General features: G+C 45.6%; 15 protein-coding genes. 10 read left to right on the top strand and 5 right to left on the bottom strand.

Annotated features, from left to right (window positions below; genetic code table 11):
• Positions 1-251: 251 nt before the first annotated feature.
• The 5 genes from IEY34_RS28155 to IEY34_RS28135 form a co-directional block, all read right to left on the bottom strand.
• Complete coding sequence (locus IEY34_RS28155; RefSeq protein ID WP_189018376.1) at positions 252-977, bottom strand: polysaccharide deacetylase family protein; 726 nt, start codon at positions 975-977, stop codon at positions 252-254.
• 260 nt (positions 978-1,237) lie between these two features.
• Positions 1,238-1,741 (bottom strand): hypothetical protein, encoded by a 504-nt coding sequence (locus tag IEY34_RS28150; RefSeq protein ID WP_189018373.1) that lies wholly within the window; start codon positions 1,739-1,741, stop codon positions 1,238-1,240.
• A gap of 25 nt (positions 1,742-1,766) precedes the next feature.
• The gene (locus IEY34_RS28145) at positions 1,767-2,948 is read right to left on the bottom strand and encodes an MGDG synthase family glycosyltransferase (RefSeq protein ID WP_189018370.1); all 1,182 of its coding nucleotides are present in this window, start codon (positions 2,946-2,948) and stop codon (positions 1,767-1,769) included.
• Positions 2,949-3,012: 64 nt separating this feature from the next.
• Positions 3,013-3,591: a thymidine kinase gene (locus tag IEY34_RS28140; RefSeq protein WP_189018367.1), complete on the bottom strand. Its 579-nt coding sequence runs from the start codon at positions 3,589-3,591 to the stop codon at positions 3,013-3,015.
• Between the two features lie 45 nt (positions 3,592-3,636).
• A complete protein-coding gene (locus tag IEY34_RS28135) occupies positions 3,637-4,614 on the bottom strand; it encodes an HD domain-containing protein (protein WP_189018364.1) in 978 nt (325 codons plus the stop codon).
• Between the two features lie 299 nt (positions 4,615-4,913).
• Between IEY34_RS28135 and gltB the strand changes: the two genes are divergently transcribed.
• The 10 genes from gltB (at position 4,914) to IEY34_RS28085 (ending at position 18,099) form a co-directional block, all read left to right on the top strand.
• The gene (gene gltB / locus IEY34_RS28130) at positions 4,914-9,506 is read left to right on the top strand and encodes a glutamate synthase large subunit (protein WP_189018361.1); all 4,593 of its coding nucleotides are present in this window, start codon (positions 4,914-4,916) and stop codon (positions 9,504-9,506) included.
• Positions 9,507-9,559: 53 nt separating this feature from the next.
• Positions 9,560-11,044 (top strand): glutamate synthase subunit beta, encoded by a 1,485-nt coding sequence (locus tag IEY34_RS28125; protein WP_189018358.1) that lies wholly within the window; start codon positions 9,560-9,562, stop codon positions 11,042-11,044.
• A 267-nt stretch (positions 11,045-11,311) separates the two neighbouring features.
• Positions 11,312-12,664 carry a sensor histidine kinase gene (locus IEY34_RS28120; RefSeq protein ID WP_189018355.1) on the top strand — a complete coding sequence of 451 codons (1,353 nt, stop codon included), beginning with the start codon at positions 11,312-11,314 and terminating at the stop codon, positions 12,662-12,664.
• 28 nt (positions 12,665-12,692) lie between these two features.
• Complete coding sequence (locus IEY34_RS28115) at positions 12,693-13,316, top strand: response regulator transcription factor (protein WP_189018351.1); 624 nt, start codon at positions 12,693-12,695, stop codon at positions 13,314-13,316.
• A gap of 213 nt (positions 13,317-13,529) precedes the next feature.
• Positions 13,530-15,305 carry a hypothetical protein gene (locus IEY34_RS28110; protein ID WP_189018348.1) on the top strand — a complete coding sequence of 592 codons (1,776 nt, stop codon included), beginning with the start codon at positions 13,530-13,532 and terminating at the stop codon, positions 15,303-15,305.
• 18 nt (positions 15,306-15,323) lie between these two features.
• Entirely contained in the window at positions 15,324-16,079 is a 756-nt protein-coding gene (locus IEY34_RS28105; protein WP_189018346.1) for an ABC transporter ATP-binding protein, read from the top strand.
• Between the two features lie 203 nt (positions 16,080-16,282).
• Positions 16,283-16,489, top strand: coding sequence for a circular bacteriocin, circularin A/uberolysin family (locus IEY34_RS28100; RefSeq protein WP_189018345.1), 207 nt, complete (start codon positions 16,283-16,285; stop codon positions 16,487-16,489).
• 36 nt (positions 16,490-16,525) lie between these two features.
• On the top strand, positions 16,526-16,732 hold the full coding sequence (locus IEY34_RS28095; protein ID WP_189018343.1) for a circular bacteriocin, circularin A/uberolysin family: 207 nt from the start codon (positions 16,526-16,528) through the stop codon (positions 16,730-16,732).
• 109 nt (positions 16,733-16,841) lie between these two features.
• Positions 16,842-17,360 carry a stage II sporulation protein M gene (locus tag IEY34_RS28090; RefSeq protein WP_189018340.1) on the top strand — a complete coding sequence of 173 codons (519 nt, stop codon included), beginning with the start codon at positions 16,842-16,844 and terminating at the stop codon, positions 17,358-17,360.
• Between the two features lie 19 nt (positions 17,361-17,379).
• Positions 17,380-18,099, top strand: coding sequence for a YIP1 family protein (locus IEY34_RS28085; protein WP_189018337.1), 720 nt, complete (start codon positions 17,380-17,382; stop codon positions 18,097-18,099).
• The last annotated feature ends 153 nt before the right edge of the window (positions 18,100-18,252 follow it).

The raw sequence follows: 18,252 nt of genomic DNA, 5'->3' as shown, positions 1-18,252 counted from the left end.
AACTGCACGCCGCCGCCGCAAAACCACGGATTTAACGCTGAAAAACATCGTTAAAGCTAAGGCGGAGCGCATTTCCCCTGCTGTAAGACTGAAAAACAGTCTTAACCGCAGGGAACTGCACGGCGCCGCACAAAACCACGGATTTAACGCTGAAAAACATCGTTAAAGCTAAGGCGGAGCGCATTTCCCCTGCTGTAAGACTGAAAAACAGTCTTAACCGCAGGGAACTGCACGCCGCCGCATGGGTCTAATTAATTGATTTTTGCCGGTATCGCTTTATTGTAGCCAAGCAGCTCCGATACGGTAATCATCCGGTATCCGCGGCTTTTTAACTCTGGCAAAATGATTTTCAAAGCGGCAATCGTTTGCGTAGGGCCTTCAATATAATCGTGAAAAAGCACGATGTTGCCGTTATTCGCATTATTTAATACTCGATTTACAATCTTATTCACGCCTGGCGTGTCCCAGTCTTTGGTGTCCAGCTGCCAGCTCCACATAATCATCTTGTAGCCTTCATCCCTGACGATTTGGACAAGCCTTTCATTATAGAAGCCTCCGGGTGGACGGAACAGCTGTGAACGCCGGCCTGTTGTGGCATAGATGAGGGCTTCCGTATCGTTGATTTCCTTCTTGATATTGTTTTTCTGACCCAAATAGGCGTGGCTGTAGGTGTGATTGGCGATTTCATGTCCTTCACTTAGGGTTTGACTGAGAACGTCGGGATATAGCTTGATTTTGTTGCCTACAACGAAGAAGGTGGCTTTGGCTTCATATTGTTTAAGCAGCTCTAGTATCTGAGCAGTGTAAGTCGGATGGGGGCCATCATCGAACGTGAGCGCAAGTACTTTCTCATCCGTCCTGATTTCCCAAACGATGTCTCCCCGTGTTTCGTAGTAGGCGCGATCCTTTTTCGGAGCGGCACTTACACCTGACTGCATCAAAAATAAACCGATACACAAAATTGCAATGATTCTCATGGGGTCTCCTTGGATGTTGTGGCTGCTAAGTTAGCGTCCCCAAATATGGAAATCCAATTCAGGATAACCTTGGGAGTGGATAGCATGGAGGGTATGGTGGTTTGGACGTGGTTGGTGTGGATGCCGGTGGTTTGGATTTGGATAGTTTGGATGTCGATGGTGTGCATGTGGATAGATGGATGCGGTTGATTTGAACGTTTATGGTTTGGATGTGGATAGTTTAGAAGTCGATGGTTTAGATACGAATAAGCGTCATGAAGTTACGGCAGAGGCTTGTCGCCGTTACCGCCGTCGTTGCCGTTACCATTGCCACCAGCGCCACCATTGCCATTGAAGAAGGTCGTCGTTAATGCCCGGATCTTCTCCATAAATTTGCCGTAGCCGAAGCCAGTTAAGAAGGCGACACTGATACGAGCCGCCATGGAATCGCCAACCTGCAGAAGCAGAATGCCGCTTTCGAACAGAACGATGGTGATAATAGCTGAGCCGAAGCAGAGCACAGGCCGCATGAGATACCAGTAGATCCACTGTGTAGTGAGATCGTGATAATGTTCGTGAAACATGCGCAGCCCGTATAACGCGCCTCCTAGAGCCCCTGCGAATCCGAAACAGGCATAGTCATGATACTGAACGACATCCATACCGAGCAGCTTGCCTTGAACCGTTCCACTGCCAAGCACGGCCATCATCCATAGACTGCCAACGAACCACACAAGTAAATACACGAAGATGAACAGTTTGCCGAATCGGTGAATGGGGTCCATATAGAAAACACCGCCCTATACATGGTTAATACCATTGTATGAGCGGTGTAGTTGTTGATGCCTGAATATAAGGTCGCTTCTCGGATAACTTCAAATATTGCATAATCGTTGAGGAGCAATCCTGCGCGCTGTATTTCTGATGGTTGCGAATCTTGCTTCTGCGCTGCGAAAGCTCGGGATATTGTTCAAGCAGCAGCTTGAACCAATGATCGATCATTGCCAGTGACGTAATCTTTTGACCGTAGCCTTGTTCCTGGAAATATTGGCAATTCTTCTCTTCTTGTCCCGGAATGGGGCTGTAGAACAGCATTGGGATGCCTTTGGCCATCGCTTCCGTACACGTCATCCCGCCTGGCTTCGTAATCAGCAGATCAGAGATATCCATGAGCTTGTTGATTTCATTGGTATAACCGATGAGATGAACATTGGGCTGCCGGAAAACCTCTTCCTCCAGCAGTTGCTGACGGGCTTTCTCATTCGTTCCCACACAGATCAGGAGTTGAATATCCTTGCTCCAGCTGGCTAAGTAGGTAAGGAGCTCTTCTTTTTCTTCCTTCTTAAAAATACCCCAACCGCCGCCCATCACCATAACGGTAGGCATCGCATTCAAGCCGAATTGTTGGCGGGTTTGTTCTTTGCTGTGCTCTAGTCGGAAATTAGGATGTACGGGAATCCCGGTGACCTCAATATTCGTTTCGGGCACTCCGCGGCCTAATAAGCGTTCCCTCACTAACGGGGTAGAGACCAGATACTTGTCCACTGCGGAATCAATCCACGTGCCATGTACATCATAATCCGTAATAACCGTGAAGAGGGGAACAGCAAGTCCCGCACGTTTCAAACGAGAAACAATAATGCTGGGAAATGGGTGTGTGCAGATGATGATATCTGGTTTTAATTGTTTGATAATCGCTTTGGTTTGAGAATAGAACATGCGATGCAGGAAAAGTCCAGCAAACCGGTTCAACGATTTCTCATATTGATTGCGGTAAAGCATACCCCAAAGTTTGGGTTGTGAAGTAACCGTGCGGCGGTATGCCGAGAAGATCCAAGGTGAAATGGTAGGATGCAAGAATGCGCCAAGCTCAATGACACGCGTGATGACTTCCGATGAACTTTGGCGAAGTTCGACGGAGAGCGCGTGAGCGGCTTGTGTATGACCTTTCCCGAAGCCCTCGGATAAGAGCAAAATCCGTTTTTTTCGCAAGGAACTCACCTTTCTTTTACAACCATCTCAATAGATTAGACGTCAGCCCCAGCGAAACCCTTCATTAGGCGTTCAACGAAGACTTGAGCTTGGAGGCATAACACTTGCGGCAAACCGGTACATAGCTTTCATTGCCGCCAATTTGGATCTGCTCCCCATGGAATATAGGCTCACCGTCTTTGCAGCGCATATTCATAATGGCTTTCTTGTCACAGTACCAGCATACCGTTTTGATTTCTTCGATCGTATCTGCGACGGCAATCAGCGCGGTGCTTCCTTCGAATAATTGCCCCATGAAATCTGCTCGGAGGCCGTAGGCGATAACGGGAATGTTCAAATCATCGACAATAACAATCAAGTGTGCGACTTGCTCTTTACTTAAAAACTGAGCCTCATCGACGAGAATGCAGTTAGGCTGCTCTGTTCGTGCCAGTTCAATCATATCGAGCGTATCGTCTACGACAATTGCGTTCTTTTGCATGCCAATGCGGGAAACGACTTTGCCCACGCCAAAACGGTCGTCGACAACCGGTGTAAGCAGCAGCACTTTTTTGCCTTGCTCCTCGTAATTGTGCGCCACGCGCAGAACTTCAATGGATTTACCACTGTTCATCGTGCCGTAACGGAAATATAATTTTGCCAAGATGGGCCAGTCCCCTCTGAAATTGTAATGATCACGAACAGTTTCCTATATTGTAAAAAAATAAGTAGCTGTTAATGTATCCAATTCCGCCAATTTGACGGCAGCTTGGAAACTCGTTTCGGATGCGGGTTTATCCCCGATGAGCGGCTGTTTTTTGTATACTTTGCGGATGTTTACTTCAATGCTGCCTGGAACCGGTTCGTCCGTTACTTGAATGCGCTGAGGCTCATAGAGCAAGACATGCATGATGTCGCGTGACGTCTGATTCTTGCTTTGGAGCAGATCTTGAATAAGCTCGTGATCCAGCAGGGAGGGGAGGCGTTCCCTCATGCCTGGTGTTGATTCACTGTGATGAGCGACAGCTTTAGCCAGGAGAGCATCCATAGCCAGAAATTGCGGCCCCAGGAAGATGCGGTGATCTTCAACAACGGCATGCACAAGCGCAGCAGCTGTATCTTCATCTGTTTCTATGTAAGGACCGCGCAGTCGAAGCTTTCTCACAAGTTCGGAGGGCGGCATGAGCTGTTGTCCGGCATAATACGTATCACGCAGGAAGCTATCCAGATGATCGAGACCCATAATGGATGTTTTGTTCGTTAAAGGACTGTCTTGATGTAAAATAGCGACGATCGAGGCAGGCGAAATGCCATGCTTGTTAAGAATATCCGCAACGGTTCCGTTAAGAATTAATTGCTCTGTATGGCTGTGATGATCATAGCCGAGCGTTTTCTCAACGGCATGGGAAAAAGGCAAGTGTCCAATGTCATGCAAAAGTGCAGCAAGGCGAAGCAGGAGTTCATCCGGGTAAAAATGGGCCATTAGTGACCACACGCCAATCGTGTGCTCCAACCGGGAATGGGTCATGGGCGAGAATAACGCCGATGCACCAAAGTGATGCAGAAATTTCAAACGGCGGACCGGCTGCGACCTGAAAAGCTCGGCTTCAACTGGGTGGGCCTGCATATGCCACCGGTACAAAGGCTCCCAAATCATCCCGCTCGAAAAAGTATGCTGTAGACTCAAAGCAGAGTTCCTCCTAGGCTGTGGAATCTGGGTGTAATGTTACATTGCAGCGCATTAGCTATCATAGCATGAAACATAGAAAGTTTGCTATCATGGGCAAATGAAAATGAAACGCCAAATATGGTTTGGACCCTGGGGAGCCCGAAATGAAGAATGGATCTGTTCCTATTAAAATGAAAACCTTTTCAAACTAATATTTTTCAATTGAACTATACGATTTCAAATGTTAATATAATATAAAAAATATTGCGACTATTCCATTAATTTCTACAAAAACCAGAAAAGAAAGGTTGCGCAACATGACCAAAAACGGGTTACCTCCCAAGCAAGGATTGTACGATCCTCAGTTCGAGCGTGACGCCTGCGGTATTGGCTTTGTAGCGAATATTAAAGGGGTTAAATCTCATGAAATCGTCAAGCAAGCGCTGCGTGTGCTTTGCAATTTAGATCATCGCGGTGGCCAAGGAAGTGAGCAGAATACGGGAGACGGGGCAGGCATTTTGATGCAAATCCCGGATACGTACCTGCAAGCAGCGTGTGCTGCGGACAATATCAAGCTTCCGACAGCAGGACACTATGGTGTGGGAATGGTCTATTTGCCTCAGGAGTTGGAGGCCCGACAAGCATGTGAGAGCATCATCGAGCGCATCGTTAGTGAGGAGGGGCAGCAATTCTTAGGTTGGAGAACCGTTCCAACGGACAATAGCTCTCTGGGAGAATCTGCGAAGTCAGCGGAACCTTTTGTACGCCAAGTATTTATTGGACAACAGGCAGGCGTGGCCAGCAATCTCGATTTTGAACGGAAATTGTACATCATTCGGCGTAGAAGTGAAAACGCTGTCATAAAATCGCGAAACGAGTCGCAATTTTATTATTCTAGTTTGTCTAGCAGAACGATCGTATACAAAGGCATGCTAACGCCCAAACAGGTAGATGCTTATTATCTGGAACTGCAGGATGAGAAAGTGGATTCGGCGCTTGCGCTTGTTCATTCTCGTTTCAGCACGAACACATTCCCGAGTTGGGAACGCGCACATCCCTATCGCTACCTCATTCATAATGGCGAAATCAATACACTCCGCGGTAACGTAAACTGGATGCACGCTCGGCAAGCGATGTGTGATTCCGACCTCTTTGGTGAAGACTTCAAACGCATTCTTCCTATTATTGATACAGATGGCTCCGATTCACAAATGTTCGACAACACGCTGGAGTTTTTGATGCTGGCGGGACGCTCCTTGCCTCATGCCGCGATGATGATGGTGCCAGAACCCTGGTCCAAACATGAGACGATGGACGATAAGAAGAAGGCATTTTATGAGTATCACAGCACCTTGATGGAACCATGGGATGGCCCGGCTGCAATTGCCTTCACGGACGGCAGTCAAATTGGTGCGATTCTGGACCGCAACGGGCTGCGTCCATCACGTTATTACGTGACAACAGATGATCTGATTGTGTTGGCTTCTGAAGTCGGCGTTCTGGATATTGAGCCAGAACGTATTCTCTACAAGGACCGTCTCAGACCGGGACGCATGCTGCTCGTTGATACGGTAGAAGGACGCATTGTGGCTGACGAAGAAATCAAGAGCCGAATCGCCGGGGAACAACCCTATCGCGATTGGTTGAATGAGCATCTTGTGTCGTTGGAAGAGCTGGAGGAAGCGCCGATCGTCCTTGGTTCTGATTATGACACGGTGCTTCAACGGCAGCAGGCTTTCGGCTACACCTTTGAGCAGCTGCGCAAAACCCTGGAGCCAATGGCCAAAACAGGCGTAGATCCGATTGGTTCTATGGGCACAGACGCACCGCTTGCTGTGCTGTCTGACCGACCGCAATTATTATACAATTATTTCAAACAATTGTTCGCACAGGTGACCAACCCGCCGATTGATGCGAATTTTGAAGAAATCATAACAGCGCAAGGCACAACAATTGGACCTGAGCGCAATTTAATTCATCCAGAACCGGAAAGCTGTCGTCAAATTCGCTTGAAATCTCCCTTCTTATCCAACGAAGAGTTGGCAAAGCTGCGTCATATTCAGCGGGATGGCTTCAAGACGGTGACGTTATCTACGCTATTCGAAGCATCCGAAGGAACGGAAGGTTTGGAGAATGCGATGAAAGCCCTGTATGCGGCTGCAGATGACGCGATTGGTGAAGGAGCTTCGCTGCTGATTCTTTCTGACCGTGGCGTGGATGTCCGCAAGGCGCCAATTCCGGCCCTGCTCGCGACATCGGGTCTGCACCATCATCTGATTCGAGAAGGCACGCGAACGAAGGTAAGCTTGCTTGTTGAGTCAGGCGAACCTCGTGAAGTGCATCACTTCGCTTTGCTGCTTGGCTATGGGGCAGGGGCTATCAATCCTTATCTGGCTCTTGAAACGCTAGACGATATGATCAGACGCAACCAGCTTGCGGGTATCGACCGCGAGAAAGCGACGTACAACTACATCAAAGCGGTAACCAAGGGCGTAGTTAAAGTATTGGCTAAAATGGGAATCTCCACGATTCAAAGTTATCGGGGGGCGCAGATTTTCGAGGCGATTGGCCTCAGCCAAGCGCTGGTCGATGCGTATTTCACTTGGACCCATACGCCGGTTGGCGGGATTGGCATTGACATTGTGGCGCAAGAAGCGCTTATTCGCCACAATCGCGCGTTCTCTGAGCAAGAGGGACGCGATAAGGTGCTTGATACCGGCGGCGATTTGCAGTGGCGACGAGATGGCGAAGACCATCTCTACACACCGGAGACGGTGCATGCTCTGCAAGCTGCTGTTCGCACGAACAATTATGCGATGTACAAGAACTTCTCGAAGCTGATTAAACGGGAAGATGAGAAATATATGGCGCTGCGCGGGCTTCTGAGCTTCAAGGATGGCCGCCAGCCAATTCCAATTGACGAGGTGGAACCGGTCGAAGCGATCTTCAAGCGCTTCAAGACAGGAGCCATGTCTTACGGCTCCATCAGCAAAGAAGCGCACGAGACGATTGCGATTGCGATGAACCGCATCGGCGGCAAGAGCAATACCGGCGAGGGAGGCGAGCATCCGGAGCGCTTCACCCCGGATGAGAATGGCGACCTTCGCCGCAGCGCGATCAAGCAGGTGGCCTCCGGCCGCTTCGGTGTCACGAGCCATTATCTCGTCAATGCCGACGAGATTCAGATCAAGATGGCGCAGGGCGCGAAGCCTGGCGAGGGCGGGCAGCTCCCAGGAACCAAGGTGTATCCATGGGTCGCTGAGGTTCGTGGCGTGACGCCAGGCGTAGGCTTGATTTCGCCGCCGCCGCATCACGATATCTATTCAATCGAGGATCTGGCGGAGCTGATCCACGATCTCAAGAATGCCAACCCACGGGCGCGGATCAGCGTCAAGCTGGTATCCGAAGTTGGCGTTGGCACAATCGCTGCCGGCGTAGCCAAGGGGAAAGCGGACGTTGTCCTCATCTCCGGTTACGACGGGGGCACGGGCGCGTCGCCGCAGACGAGTATTCGCCACGCGGGACTGCCGTGGGAGCTTGGTCTGGCGGAGACCCATCAGACGCTCGTGCTCAACAACCTGCGCAGCCGTATTGTCGTCGAGACCGACGGCAAGCTGATGACAGGGCGCGATGTCGTCGTCGCTGCCTTGCTTGGCGCAGAAGAGTTCGGCTTCGCTACTACACCTCTTATTACAATCGGCTGCGTGATGATGCGTGTCTGCCATCTGGATACATGTCCGGTTGGGGTAGCTACGCAAAATCCGGAGCTGCGCAAGAAATTTGCCGGTGATCCGCAGCATGTCGTCAACTTCATGACCTTCATCGCGCAGGATGTGCGCGAGATGATGGCAGAGCTGGGCTTCCGCACCATCGAAGAGATGGTCGGACGGACTGATGTGCTCGAGTCGAAGCAAGCTGTCGAGCATTGGAAAGCCCGAGGCGTCGATTTATCGCCGCTGCTGCATCAACCGGACGTGGGCGAAGACGTAGGCCGCTTCTGCCAAATGACCCAGGATCATGGCCTGGATCGCTCTTTGGACGTTACACAGCTGCTCAGCATCTGTGAGCCGGCCATCGAGCGCAAGGAGCATGTGCATGCGATCCTGCCCATTCATAACGTCAATCGTGTTGTAGGCACGATTGTCGGCAGTGAAGTGACTCGCCGTCATGGCGTAGACGGCCTGCCTCATGATACGATTCGCCTCCATTTCAACGGCTCTGCCGGTCAAAGCTTCGGTGCATTCGTACCGAAAGGCATCACGCTTTCTCTAGAAGGCGATGCGAATGACTACGTCGGCAAAGGGTTGTCAGGCGGTAAACTGGCGATATTCCCTTCCAGCAAGTCGAGTTTTGTGCCGGAGGAGAACGTCATCATCGGTAATACAGCATTCTATGGCGCAACGGACGGAGACGCGTATATCCGAGGTATTGCCGGAGAGCGCTTCTGCGTGAGAAACAGCGGGGTTCGCGCCGTGGTTGAAGGCGTGGGCGATCATGGCTGTGAATATATGACGGGCGGACGTGTCGTCGTGCTTGGCTCTACAGGCCGCAACTTCGCTGCCGGCATGTCCGGTGGTATCGCCTATGTGCTCGATGAGTCGGGAGACTTCAAGAGCAAGGTGAACCAGGAAATGGTTTACCTCGAGCAAGTCGAGGAAACGTTCGAAATGAACGAACTGAAAACAATGATTCAACATCATGCTACATTTACGGATAGCAGCGTTGCCCACCGGGTTATTCAGCACTGGGATGAGTACGTTTGGAAGTTCGTGAAGGTAATACCTAAGGACTACAAACGAATGTTTGATGCCATCGAGAAAGTTAAACGTTCCGGACTGAGCCAGCAGGAAGCCGTTATGGTTGCTTTCGAGGCGAATATGCGAGATGTTTCACGTGTCGGTGGAAACTAACCATTTAGAGCAGAATTTGCTTAAGCAAAATGCCTAGGAGGAATTAAACGGTTATGGGTAAACCAACTGGTTTTATTGAATATCGTCGTGAAGTTGCGTCTGAAGCTTCTCCGCTGGTCCGAATCGGCCATTGGAAAGAGTTCGCGACACCGCTGACAGAAGATAAATTGCAGACGCAAGGCTCCAGATGTATGGATTGCGGCATTCCATTCTGTCATACGGGTTCGCTAATCAGCGGGATGGCTGCTGGTTGTCCGGTGAACAATTTGATTCCAGAATGGAATGATCTTGTGTATCGCGGTCAATGGCGAGAAGCGCTGGATCGTCTGCATAAGACGAACAACTTTCCTGAATTTACAGGCCGTGTTTGCCCAGCGCCATGTGAAGGGTCTTGCACAGTAGGCTTGAAGGACTCCCCCGTTGCGATCAAAAGCATTGAAAAAGCCATTATCGACAAAGGGTTTGCCGAAGGCTGGATTACCCCGCAAACACCGGAAATTCGCACAGGTAAAAAGGTTGCTGTCGTCGGCTCGGGTCCATCCGGACTCGCGGCCGCCGCCCAGCTGAATAAAGCGGGGCACTGGGTTACCGTCTATGAACGAGCTGACCGTGTGGGTGGACTATTAATGTACGGAATTCCCAACATGAAGCTGGATAAGAAATATATTCAACGCCGTGTGGACCTGCTTGAAGCGGAGGGCGTTACCTTCATTACTGGCGCTCATGTCGGTGTGAACTATCCGATTGAGAACCTGCAGGAAGAGTTCGATGCCATCGTTCTCTGTGGTGGTGCAACGAAGGGCCGGGATCTGCCGATTGAAGGCCGCGAGCTGAACGGTGTTCACTTGGCGATGGAATTCCTCGGCAAAAACACGAAGAGCCTGCTCGATTCCGAGCATGCCGATGGCGCCTTCATCTCCGCCGAAGGCAAGGACGTGATTGTCATCGGCGGCGGGGATACCGGAACGGACTGCGTTGGCACTTCCTTACGCCACAAGTGTAAGAGCGTTACGCAATTCGAGATTATGCCCAAATCGCCAGATACGCGTCCATTAAACAATCCTTGGCCGGAATGGCCGAAGGTCCATAAGGTCGATTATGGACAGCAGGAAGCGGCGGCCTTGCAGGGTGAAGACCCGCGAACGTATCTCATCAATACCAAAAAATTCGTTGGTGATGAGCATGGCAACTTGAAAGAGCTGCACACGGTTCTGATCGAGTGGCAGAAAAATGACAAGGGCGCTTTCGTGCCTGTCGAAGTGCCTGGCAGCGAGAAAGTCTACCCAGCTCAGCTGGTGCTGATCGCGATGGGCTTCACAGGACCGGAGAACACGGTGCTGGATCAGCTCGGAGTCGCCAAAGACGAGCGTTCCAACGCGAAGGCGGAGTATGGCAAGTTCGCCACGAGCGTGGAGGGTGTCTTCGCAGCAGGTGATATGCGCCGTGGGCAAAGCCTTGTTGTGTGGGCAATCAATGAGGGGCGCGCTGCGGCTCGTGAGGTTGACCGTTATTTGATGGGATCGTCGAATTTACCATAGGAATCGCCAAATAAAGAAGGAACCTCTCGGGGGGCCTTCTTTATTTGGCGATTCTGCTTTGAAAGTGCTTTTGTCATTCAAGTCAGACGAATTCAAAGTACTAAGTATGTAAGTGAGAATAGGTCTCTTTTTTAGGTTTTTTTTACAAATAAACAACATTTTTCGACAGCTATTTCTAAATTTTGGATGTATAATATTGTAAACTAATAAAACGTATATTGTGTTTACATTAATGTGACGTCGATTAGAGAGGAGCATCGAGCACCGGTGATTTTTACATTCATTGTACTATGGCTGATTGCAATTATACTTATCATCAATAATCCTTACAGTGAGTCCACCCGTTGGGCGGCCTTTGTGGCATTTTGTGGGGGCGCTGGTGGATTCGCGCGGGCATTGATTGAGGATTTTTCACCTGTTATATCGCTGCATCATTTGATGGATACGGAACTTGAATCAATATTACAAAGTATTTATAATATAGGATCGTTTATCAATACCTATGGCTTACCTTATGGCTATCTAATATTTTGTCTTTGTTATTCGGAATTATTTGGAAGTAGAGAAAAAGCAATTTTGAAAGCTATATTGTTTGGACCCGTTATTATAATGTTCTATATTACTCCTCTGCTGCCTGAGATCATTCACAATTATCCCATCACCATCATATGGGTTGCTCCCTATATACTTATTGGAAGTGGGTTATTGATAGTCAGTTATTATAAAGAAACGAATCCTCTTCTGAAAAAAAGTAGACTATTTACGAATATGATCGCCCTCCCACCCGTACTCTTTCAACTAGTATCCAATTACACCCTACGCTTGTTCCGCTTTGACGAAGTATGGAGACTTAATGCAATAATGATGTTTTTCTTACTGGTACTGTTTATAGTTTTGATGATAAAATTCGATTTCTTTGGGGTGAAACTTAGATTTGAACGGCGCAGAATAGACAGCACTTTAAAAGCAGTGACTTCAGGAACGAGTTTTCTCAACCATGCAATTAAGAATGAAGTTGGAAAAATCAACATATTAGCAGAAAACATTCAGCATCTAACTTTCGATTTTAAAAACAAGGAAGTTAGCGCTAATGTGTCTCATATTATTTCTTCGACGGATCATTTGCTAGAAATGATAAATCGCATTCAACACCAAATTCAGGATATTTTATTGAGAAAAGAAAGAAATAATTTATCTGCTCTTTTACATGAATGTGTAGCCATGAATCAAATACTTTTGAACAAAAAAAGTATCAACATCGAAGAGCATTATGCTCTTTCAAGGACAATCGAATATGACAGCTTTCATTTGAAGGAAGTCATCAATAATTTATTAGCAAATGCAATTGATTCGATGAGTACTGGTGGACTGATGAGGGTTGAAACTTTTGAAATAAGAAATCAGGTATATATCCTAGTTAAGGATAACGGAATAGGCATTTCTAAAAGCCACCTTGAACATATTTTCAATCCTTTTTACACCACTAAATTGAATAAGAATAATTTTGGACTAGGATTATCATATTGCTTTAATGTCATTCGAAAACACGGTGGGAAGATTGAAGTTTTCAGTGAACTTGAAAAGGGTACAACAGTGAAGGTAAGCCTTCCTTTATCTTAATATTTTGAATGCAGGAAAAGGGGAAATCATGGCAAGTCTAAACATTCTTATTGTGGAAGATGATCCAGTATGGCTCAAGTGCATCTCTGATTATTTGGAGAGAGAGACTGATATGAAGGGGAGTCACAGAGCTTCTAGCAGAGAAGAAGCCATTCAGATATGCAGAGAAGTATATCCTGATGTCGTTCTAATGGATATCCATCTTTCTGATGGAAAGTTTGACGGTATTGATGCCGTGCTCGAAATAAAAACGATCATAGAAACGAAGATTATTATGCTTACTTCTTTTACTGATAAAGAAATGATTATAAATTCATTTGCTGCTGGAGCAGTGAGTTATGTGGCAAAGAGTGATTACAAGCAATTGCCAAGCGTAATCAGAGCTGCGATGTGTGAGATAACGCCAATCCAGACCTTGATGAGTGATTATTTGCGTTTAAGAAAAGAAGAGCAACTGACGGTACTGACAACTGCCGAGAAAGAAGTTTTCGGTCTTATCGAACAAGGGTTCACACAGTCTCAAATTGAAAAAAAACTCTATAAATCGAGCAGCACGATAAAGAATCAAGTCAACCGAATTTTGAAGAAATTTAATGTGCGCAGTTCTAAGGAAGCTATTGAGAAGGTCAAGAGTAGAAGGTTTTTTGAATAAGTTACCTTTCACATGAAAACGATGAAGTATATGTTCTGAAGGTTCTACAAAATTTGGTACTATTGGATTCTAGTGGGATAAATTATACTAATACAGAGGTCGAATGTGAGTGGAGTAAGGTTTACACTATGTTGCTAATTTTAGGAGCTTAGATGATTATCATTGTTTAATACAAAGAGTACAGTATATTGCACATCAGGGGCTGAGGCATGAATGCTTTTTCAATGGATAAAGTGGAAGTTTTATATTCGCTGGAGAAATGAATGGGGGAAAATGACCTCTATTTATGTGCTTATTATTTTGTTAGATGTGCTGAAAATGCTATCGTACTTTTTAGTTTCGTTAATTGGCTTCCGACTTCTTATCTTCTCCCCTGCCCAAACATCGGAGTTCCTTTCCTCTATCGGGGGGGGGATATTTCAAGGGGTATTCGAGCTAGTGACAAACTTTAACCTAAAAAGCAAACTATATTATGTCTGGGTATTATTGTTTATGCAGTTAACAATCTTCTCAATTTTTTCAGGTATACAAGCTTCCAAATGGGAGTTAAGCAGCTGTGAAGATTTGCATATACAGAACCTGCCATGGAATGAACGGCAAAAGAAGCTACTTCTGTACAGCGAACAAATGTTGTGGGATATAAAGCAGCTAATAACTGGATATCTCCCATTTGCTTTTGCACTTGTGGTAGCTGCTCAATACGGGTTATTCCAGAGTCTATGTCTTGTGGTGATAGTTACCATTACGTATCTTATTCAAAATCACTTTGTGGCTTCGTTACATAATGCAATCACCACAAGGAAATTGTTTAGTGGAAAATACAAAATAATTTTATTATTACAGGCTCTTTTATGCAAAATGGCAATAGCTGTCTTGGGCTATAGTTTGGGTAAAATATTTTCACCCTGGATAAACGCATTTCCTGTTATTGGTTCGCGTGTAGATGCCTTGGCGTATGAGCAGTGGCTGTTATACGGTAAGCAACTTTTGTTTCAGGAAACATCTTATGTTTTTCTGGTTTTGTTGAATGAGAACTGGCTACATACCATTTTGGCACGAGTAGCTGTTAACAATTCTGGTTGGGAGCTATGGTTGATTTGGATGGGAATTTTATTGCTACTTGGTATATTACTGCCGAGTTTGAATACAAACCTTTTACGTAAGCAGTCAGTGAGTGATGGTAAGTTTCTTGAAATGCCATATCTTATTATCAGCAAATGGTTTGTCAGTGCCTCCAATCGTTTGATAATGACAAGAATAATCATTATGTGTCGAGCACAGCAAGTGCAGCAACGCCCCTCAGTCTTATTCGGAGGGTTAATTATTTGGGGTGTAATTGGACTCGTCGTTTTTTTTATAGGTCATACTCAATCCCAGAAAGTGTTCTACTTGGTCATAACAATGTGTATGTACATACTGATTTACTTTCTTTCCACCCTTTTGTTCGACGATTTATCAGGGCAATTCTCATTTGAAAGTGATGGGAGACTACTGCCGATGTATCTGGCTAATGGAGCAACGCTATGGCATATCTTCACACAGAAACTTCAATTATTTTTAATCGCTTCCGTCCCAATGTTTGTATTGATACAAATTGTATTTATCTGTGTTGGCAACATACATGGCTTTTGGTTTGCCATACTGATCTTGGTTGGACAGGCTATAAATTATACTTCTTTTGCGGTTATTAACTATATTCCAAGTTTGGTATGTCCTCATTTTAACTTTATTCATATAGAACAGTTGGACGAATTCGCGGATAAAGGTATGGTTAAAGCGATCGTTCGTATTATCATGTTGGGGGTTGCAATTCCATTGTTGATGCTCCCCCTTGCCTTTTATTTGTCTGATGAAATTAGTGAAATGCAATTTCTGTGGATACAAATGGGGGGGATACCTGTCGTTGTTCTAACTATGTTCTTTACCGGAATGTGGTTTATAAAACGGCAATATGACCGATACCACAGCCTCGAGGAACTAAATATTTAATTAAATGAGGATAAGAAAATGAACCTTAGTAGCTCAAACTTGCGGATGTCAGGAATCACTAAAGTCATCAATACCAAAAACATTATTAGTGATGTAACGTTTGAAGTACCAAAAGGCCGAATTGTTGGATTTTTGGGGCCGAATGGAGCTGGGAAAACGACTACAATGCATATAGCGGCGGGTTTAAGCCGTCCAACGACTGGTGAGGTTTGGATTGGGGAAATCCTCATGAATAATAACTGGAAGAAGGCTAAGGAGCACATTTCCTTTATTCCTGATTATCCAATGCTCTATGATGAATTGACTGGGGAAGAGTACATTAGATTTACTCGGGATTTATTCAAACTAAGGGTGACCGAACGCGAGCTTGCAAAAGAAGTGGTAAAGTTTCAGCTTGAAGCCGATTTTAAAAAACGCATCAAGCATTATTCTCTAGGGAACAAAAAGAAACTAGTGTTGCTGGCTTCTTTGCTTAGGCAACCGAGTCTGCTGCTTTTAGATGAATATATCTCGGGGTTGGATCCTATGAATTCAATATTAGTACGTTCAATTCTTACCGAATATGCTGCGAACAATGGCTCCATACTATTGTCAACGCACCAGTTGGAAGTGGCTGAAAAGTTTTGTGACGAATTCATTCTTATCCAAGACGGATGCATTGTAGATTCGACTTCATTGGAAGAGGTACTAGAACATAATTCATCCCTTGAGACATACTTTGTTGATCAAGTACAACGAGCACGAAATATCAGTGGAAAAGGTGGGTCTACATGAACAAAATAAAATTATTGGCTACTATCATGATTCTGTTGTTTGGTCTGCCACCTCTAGGGTATCAGATTTACTTTGGAAAGTGGCTTTACTCAATATTTCTAATTGTATGTATTGTAGTAATGCTCGTTATTACACGATCAGCTGTGAAAAATAAATAGCTTGCACGAAGTGTGCAAGCTATTTATGAAAGGAGGTGAAAACAAATGTTAGAACTTTTAGTTGCTGATTTAGCAGCGTACACAGGAATTTCTACTGCTTGGGCTACGGTAATCGTTAACGCGATCAACGTAGGGTCAACGGTAATTGCCCTTGCAGCGATCTTTGCATCGGTTGGTTTGAGTGCAGGACTAATCTTAGTTGTTAAGCAATTCGTACTAAAGAATGGTACTAAAGCAGCAATTGCATGGTAATAGGGTTGCGATGCAATGAGAAGGAGGTGAATACATATGTTAGAACTTTTGTTTGCTGATTTGGCAGCGTACACAGGAATTTCTACAGCTTGGGCTACGGTAATCATTAACGCGATCAATGTAGGGTCAACGGTAATTGCCCTTGCAGCGATCTTTGCATCGTTTGGTTTGAGTGCAGGACTAATCTTAGTTGTTAAGCAATTCGTACTAAAGAATGGTACTAAAGCAGCAATTGCATGGTAATTAGGGATAGCATGCTATTGTAAGTTACATGAATTGAGATAAGATAAGAATGTTTATTTTTTATCTTATCTCAATACTAATCATTAGTAAAGTAGGTTAAAGTGGAGCGATGCAAACTTACTTCTCAAAGAATCGTTACTTATATATGGGCTCGGCATTTTGTCTAACGATTGGTGGCTTATTTGGTATGCTTATGGTCTTAGCTATATCTCAAGAAGCCTTGCCAATGTCAGCAGATGTCCTTGTAAGTCAAGATAGGGGATTTGAGGCGGCATGGCACATTCTTTTTCGAAATGCAGCAGTGGCTCTCTTGATGATCTCAGGGTTATTTTTATTTGCAGTGCCCACACTGATCACTCTTTTCCTAAATGGACTTTGGATAGGAGCAGTGATTACGAGCAGATTGTTAGACGGAGTTCCATTTCAACAAATCGTTATGAAATTACTGCCACATGGCATTTTTGAAATTCCTGCCTTAGTGCTAGCGGGGGCGATCGGTTTAAAGGGGCTTTACTTTTATTTTATGCCGAAGAAAGAATGGGCCAGCCATTTCCGCTTCATTGGCTATACTGCCGGTTTATTAATCGTAGGCGCTGTAGTGGAAGGGTATATTACCGCAAGATTGTAAATAGAGGGGAGTGTAAGATGTGAACCCAGCAGAGGCCTCGGCAAACTTAACATCAACGCCACAGCGTCGACAGAGTTTGTTAGATTTGGTTAAGATATTTTATGCTCCGATTAAGACTTATGCAGCCTTAGATGTCCAGTATCGTATACGATGGATATTGTTGATATTATTTGTATTACATGTGGGCTTCTACTATGTTGTGTCCGATCATTTGATCTCTATGGTTGAAATCCAAGAAATGCTAAAACAAACAGAAATAGTTATTCCTAAGTTAGCCACTCAAATTCTTCAAGTAGTCATCATACTATTTTCAACCGCTATTTATTTTGTAACGCTGCTCATATTACTTGCTTTACTGTACGTGTTTTCAAAAATATATAGAACTACAGTCAACAGAAAATTACTATTTGCTATTATTTTGTTGTCACAGGGACCGACACTAATCGGCAAAGCCATAAAGCTTATCGTATCTACGCCGGCTTTGGTGAACACAAGGGAAGTTACATTGAATCAATCCGTTACCAGTCTCGGTCAGATTGTTTCTCAATTTACACAACATCCTTTGATAGTCAAAATGGCTTCTGCTGTGGATCTGTTAGAGTTGTGGAGTTACGCATTGATCGGACTTGGTATTGCTGTGGTATCCAAAAAATCCACAGGTAAAGGAATGATGACGTCATTTACTGTTTGGGGATTATTTTTTGTGGTGAATATTTTGAGCACCCTATTAATTACATAATGTTGATGCCTTGCAGGAGCGGAATTTCTATCAGCAGAAAGCAAGAAAAAACGGAATGAACGATTAGGCTGCTCTTCGCTCCTGCACCTTGTTTGGGAGTGGAAAGAAGCCTTTACTACGTAGTACGGAATGCAATCTTAATCGACTTATGAT

It is taken from the genome of Paenibacillus marchantiophytorum, from assembly GCF_014640555.1.
GTDB classification, from domain to species: Bacteria; Bacillota; Bacilli; order Paenibacillales; family NBRC-103111; genus Paenibacillus_E; species Paenibacillus_E marchantiophytorum.
Note: the sequence above shows the minus strand (reverse complement) of the source record. Positions and strands in the feature narration are given on the sequence as shown.

What these genes read in the sequence shown, in the direction of transcription:
- IEY34_RS28155 (WP_189018376.1), bottom strand. Translation starts at nt 977, where the DNA reads ATGAGAATCATTGCAATTTTGTGTATCGGTTTATTTTTGATGCAGTCA.
- IEY34_RS28150 (WP_189018373.1), bottom strand. Translation starts at nt 1,741, where the DNA reads ATGGACCCCATTCACCGATTCGGCAAACTGTTCATCTTCGTGTATTTA.
- gltB (WP_189018361.1), top strand. Translation starts at nt 4,914, where the DNA reads ATGACCAAAAACGGGTTACCTCCCAAGCAAGGATTGTACGATCCTCAG.
- IEY34_RS28125 (WP_189018358.1), top strand. Translation starts at nt 9,560, where the DNA reads ATGGGTAAACCAACTGGTTTTATTGAATATCGTCGTGAAGTTGCGTCT.
- IEY34_RS28115 (WP_189018351.1), top strand. Translation starts at nt 12,693, where the DNA reads ATGGCAAGTCTAAACATTCTTATTGTGGAAGATGATCCAGTATGGCTC.
- IEY34_RS28110 (WP_189018348.1), top strand. Translation starts at nt 13,530, where the DNA reads ATGCTTTTTCAATGGATAAAGTGGAAGTTTTATATTCGCTGGAGAAAT.
- IEY34_RS28105 (WP_189018346.1), top strand. Translation starts at nt 15,324, where the DNA reads ATGAACCTTAGTAGCTCAAACTTGCGGATGTCAGGAATCACTAAAGTC.
- IEY34_RS28100 (WP_189018345.1), top strand. Translation starts at nt 16,283, where the DNA reads ATGTTAGAACTTTTAGTTGCTGATTTAGCAGCGTACACAGGAATTTCT.
- IEY34_RS28095 (WP_189018343.1), top strand. Translation starts at nt 16,526, where the DNA reads ATGTTAGAACTTTTGTTTGCTGATTTGGCAGCGTACACAGGAATTTCT.
- IEY34_RS28090 (WP_189018340.1), top strand. Translation starts at nt 16,842, where the DNA reads ATGCAAACTTACTTCTCAAAGAATCGTTACTTATATATGGGCTCGGCA.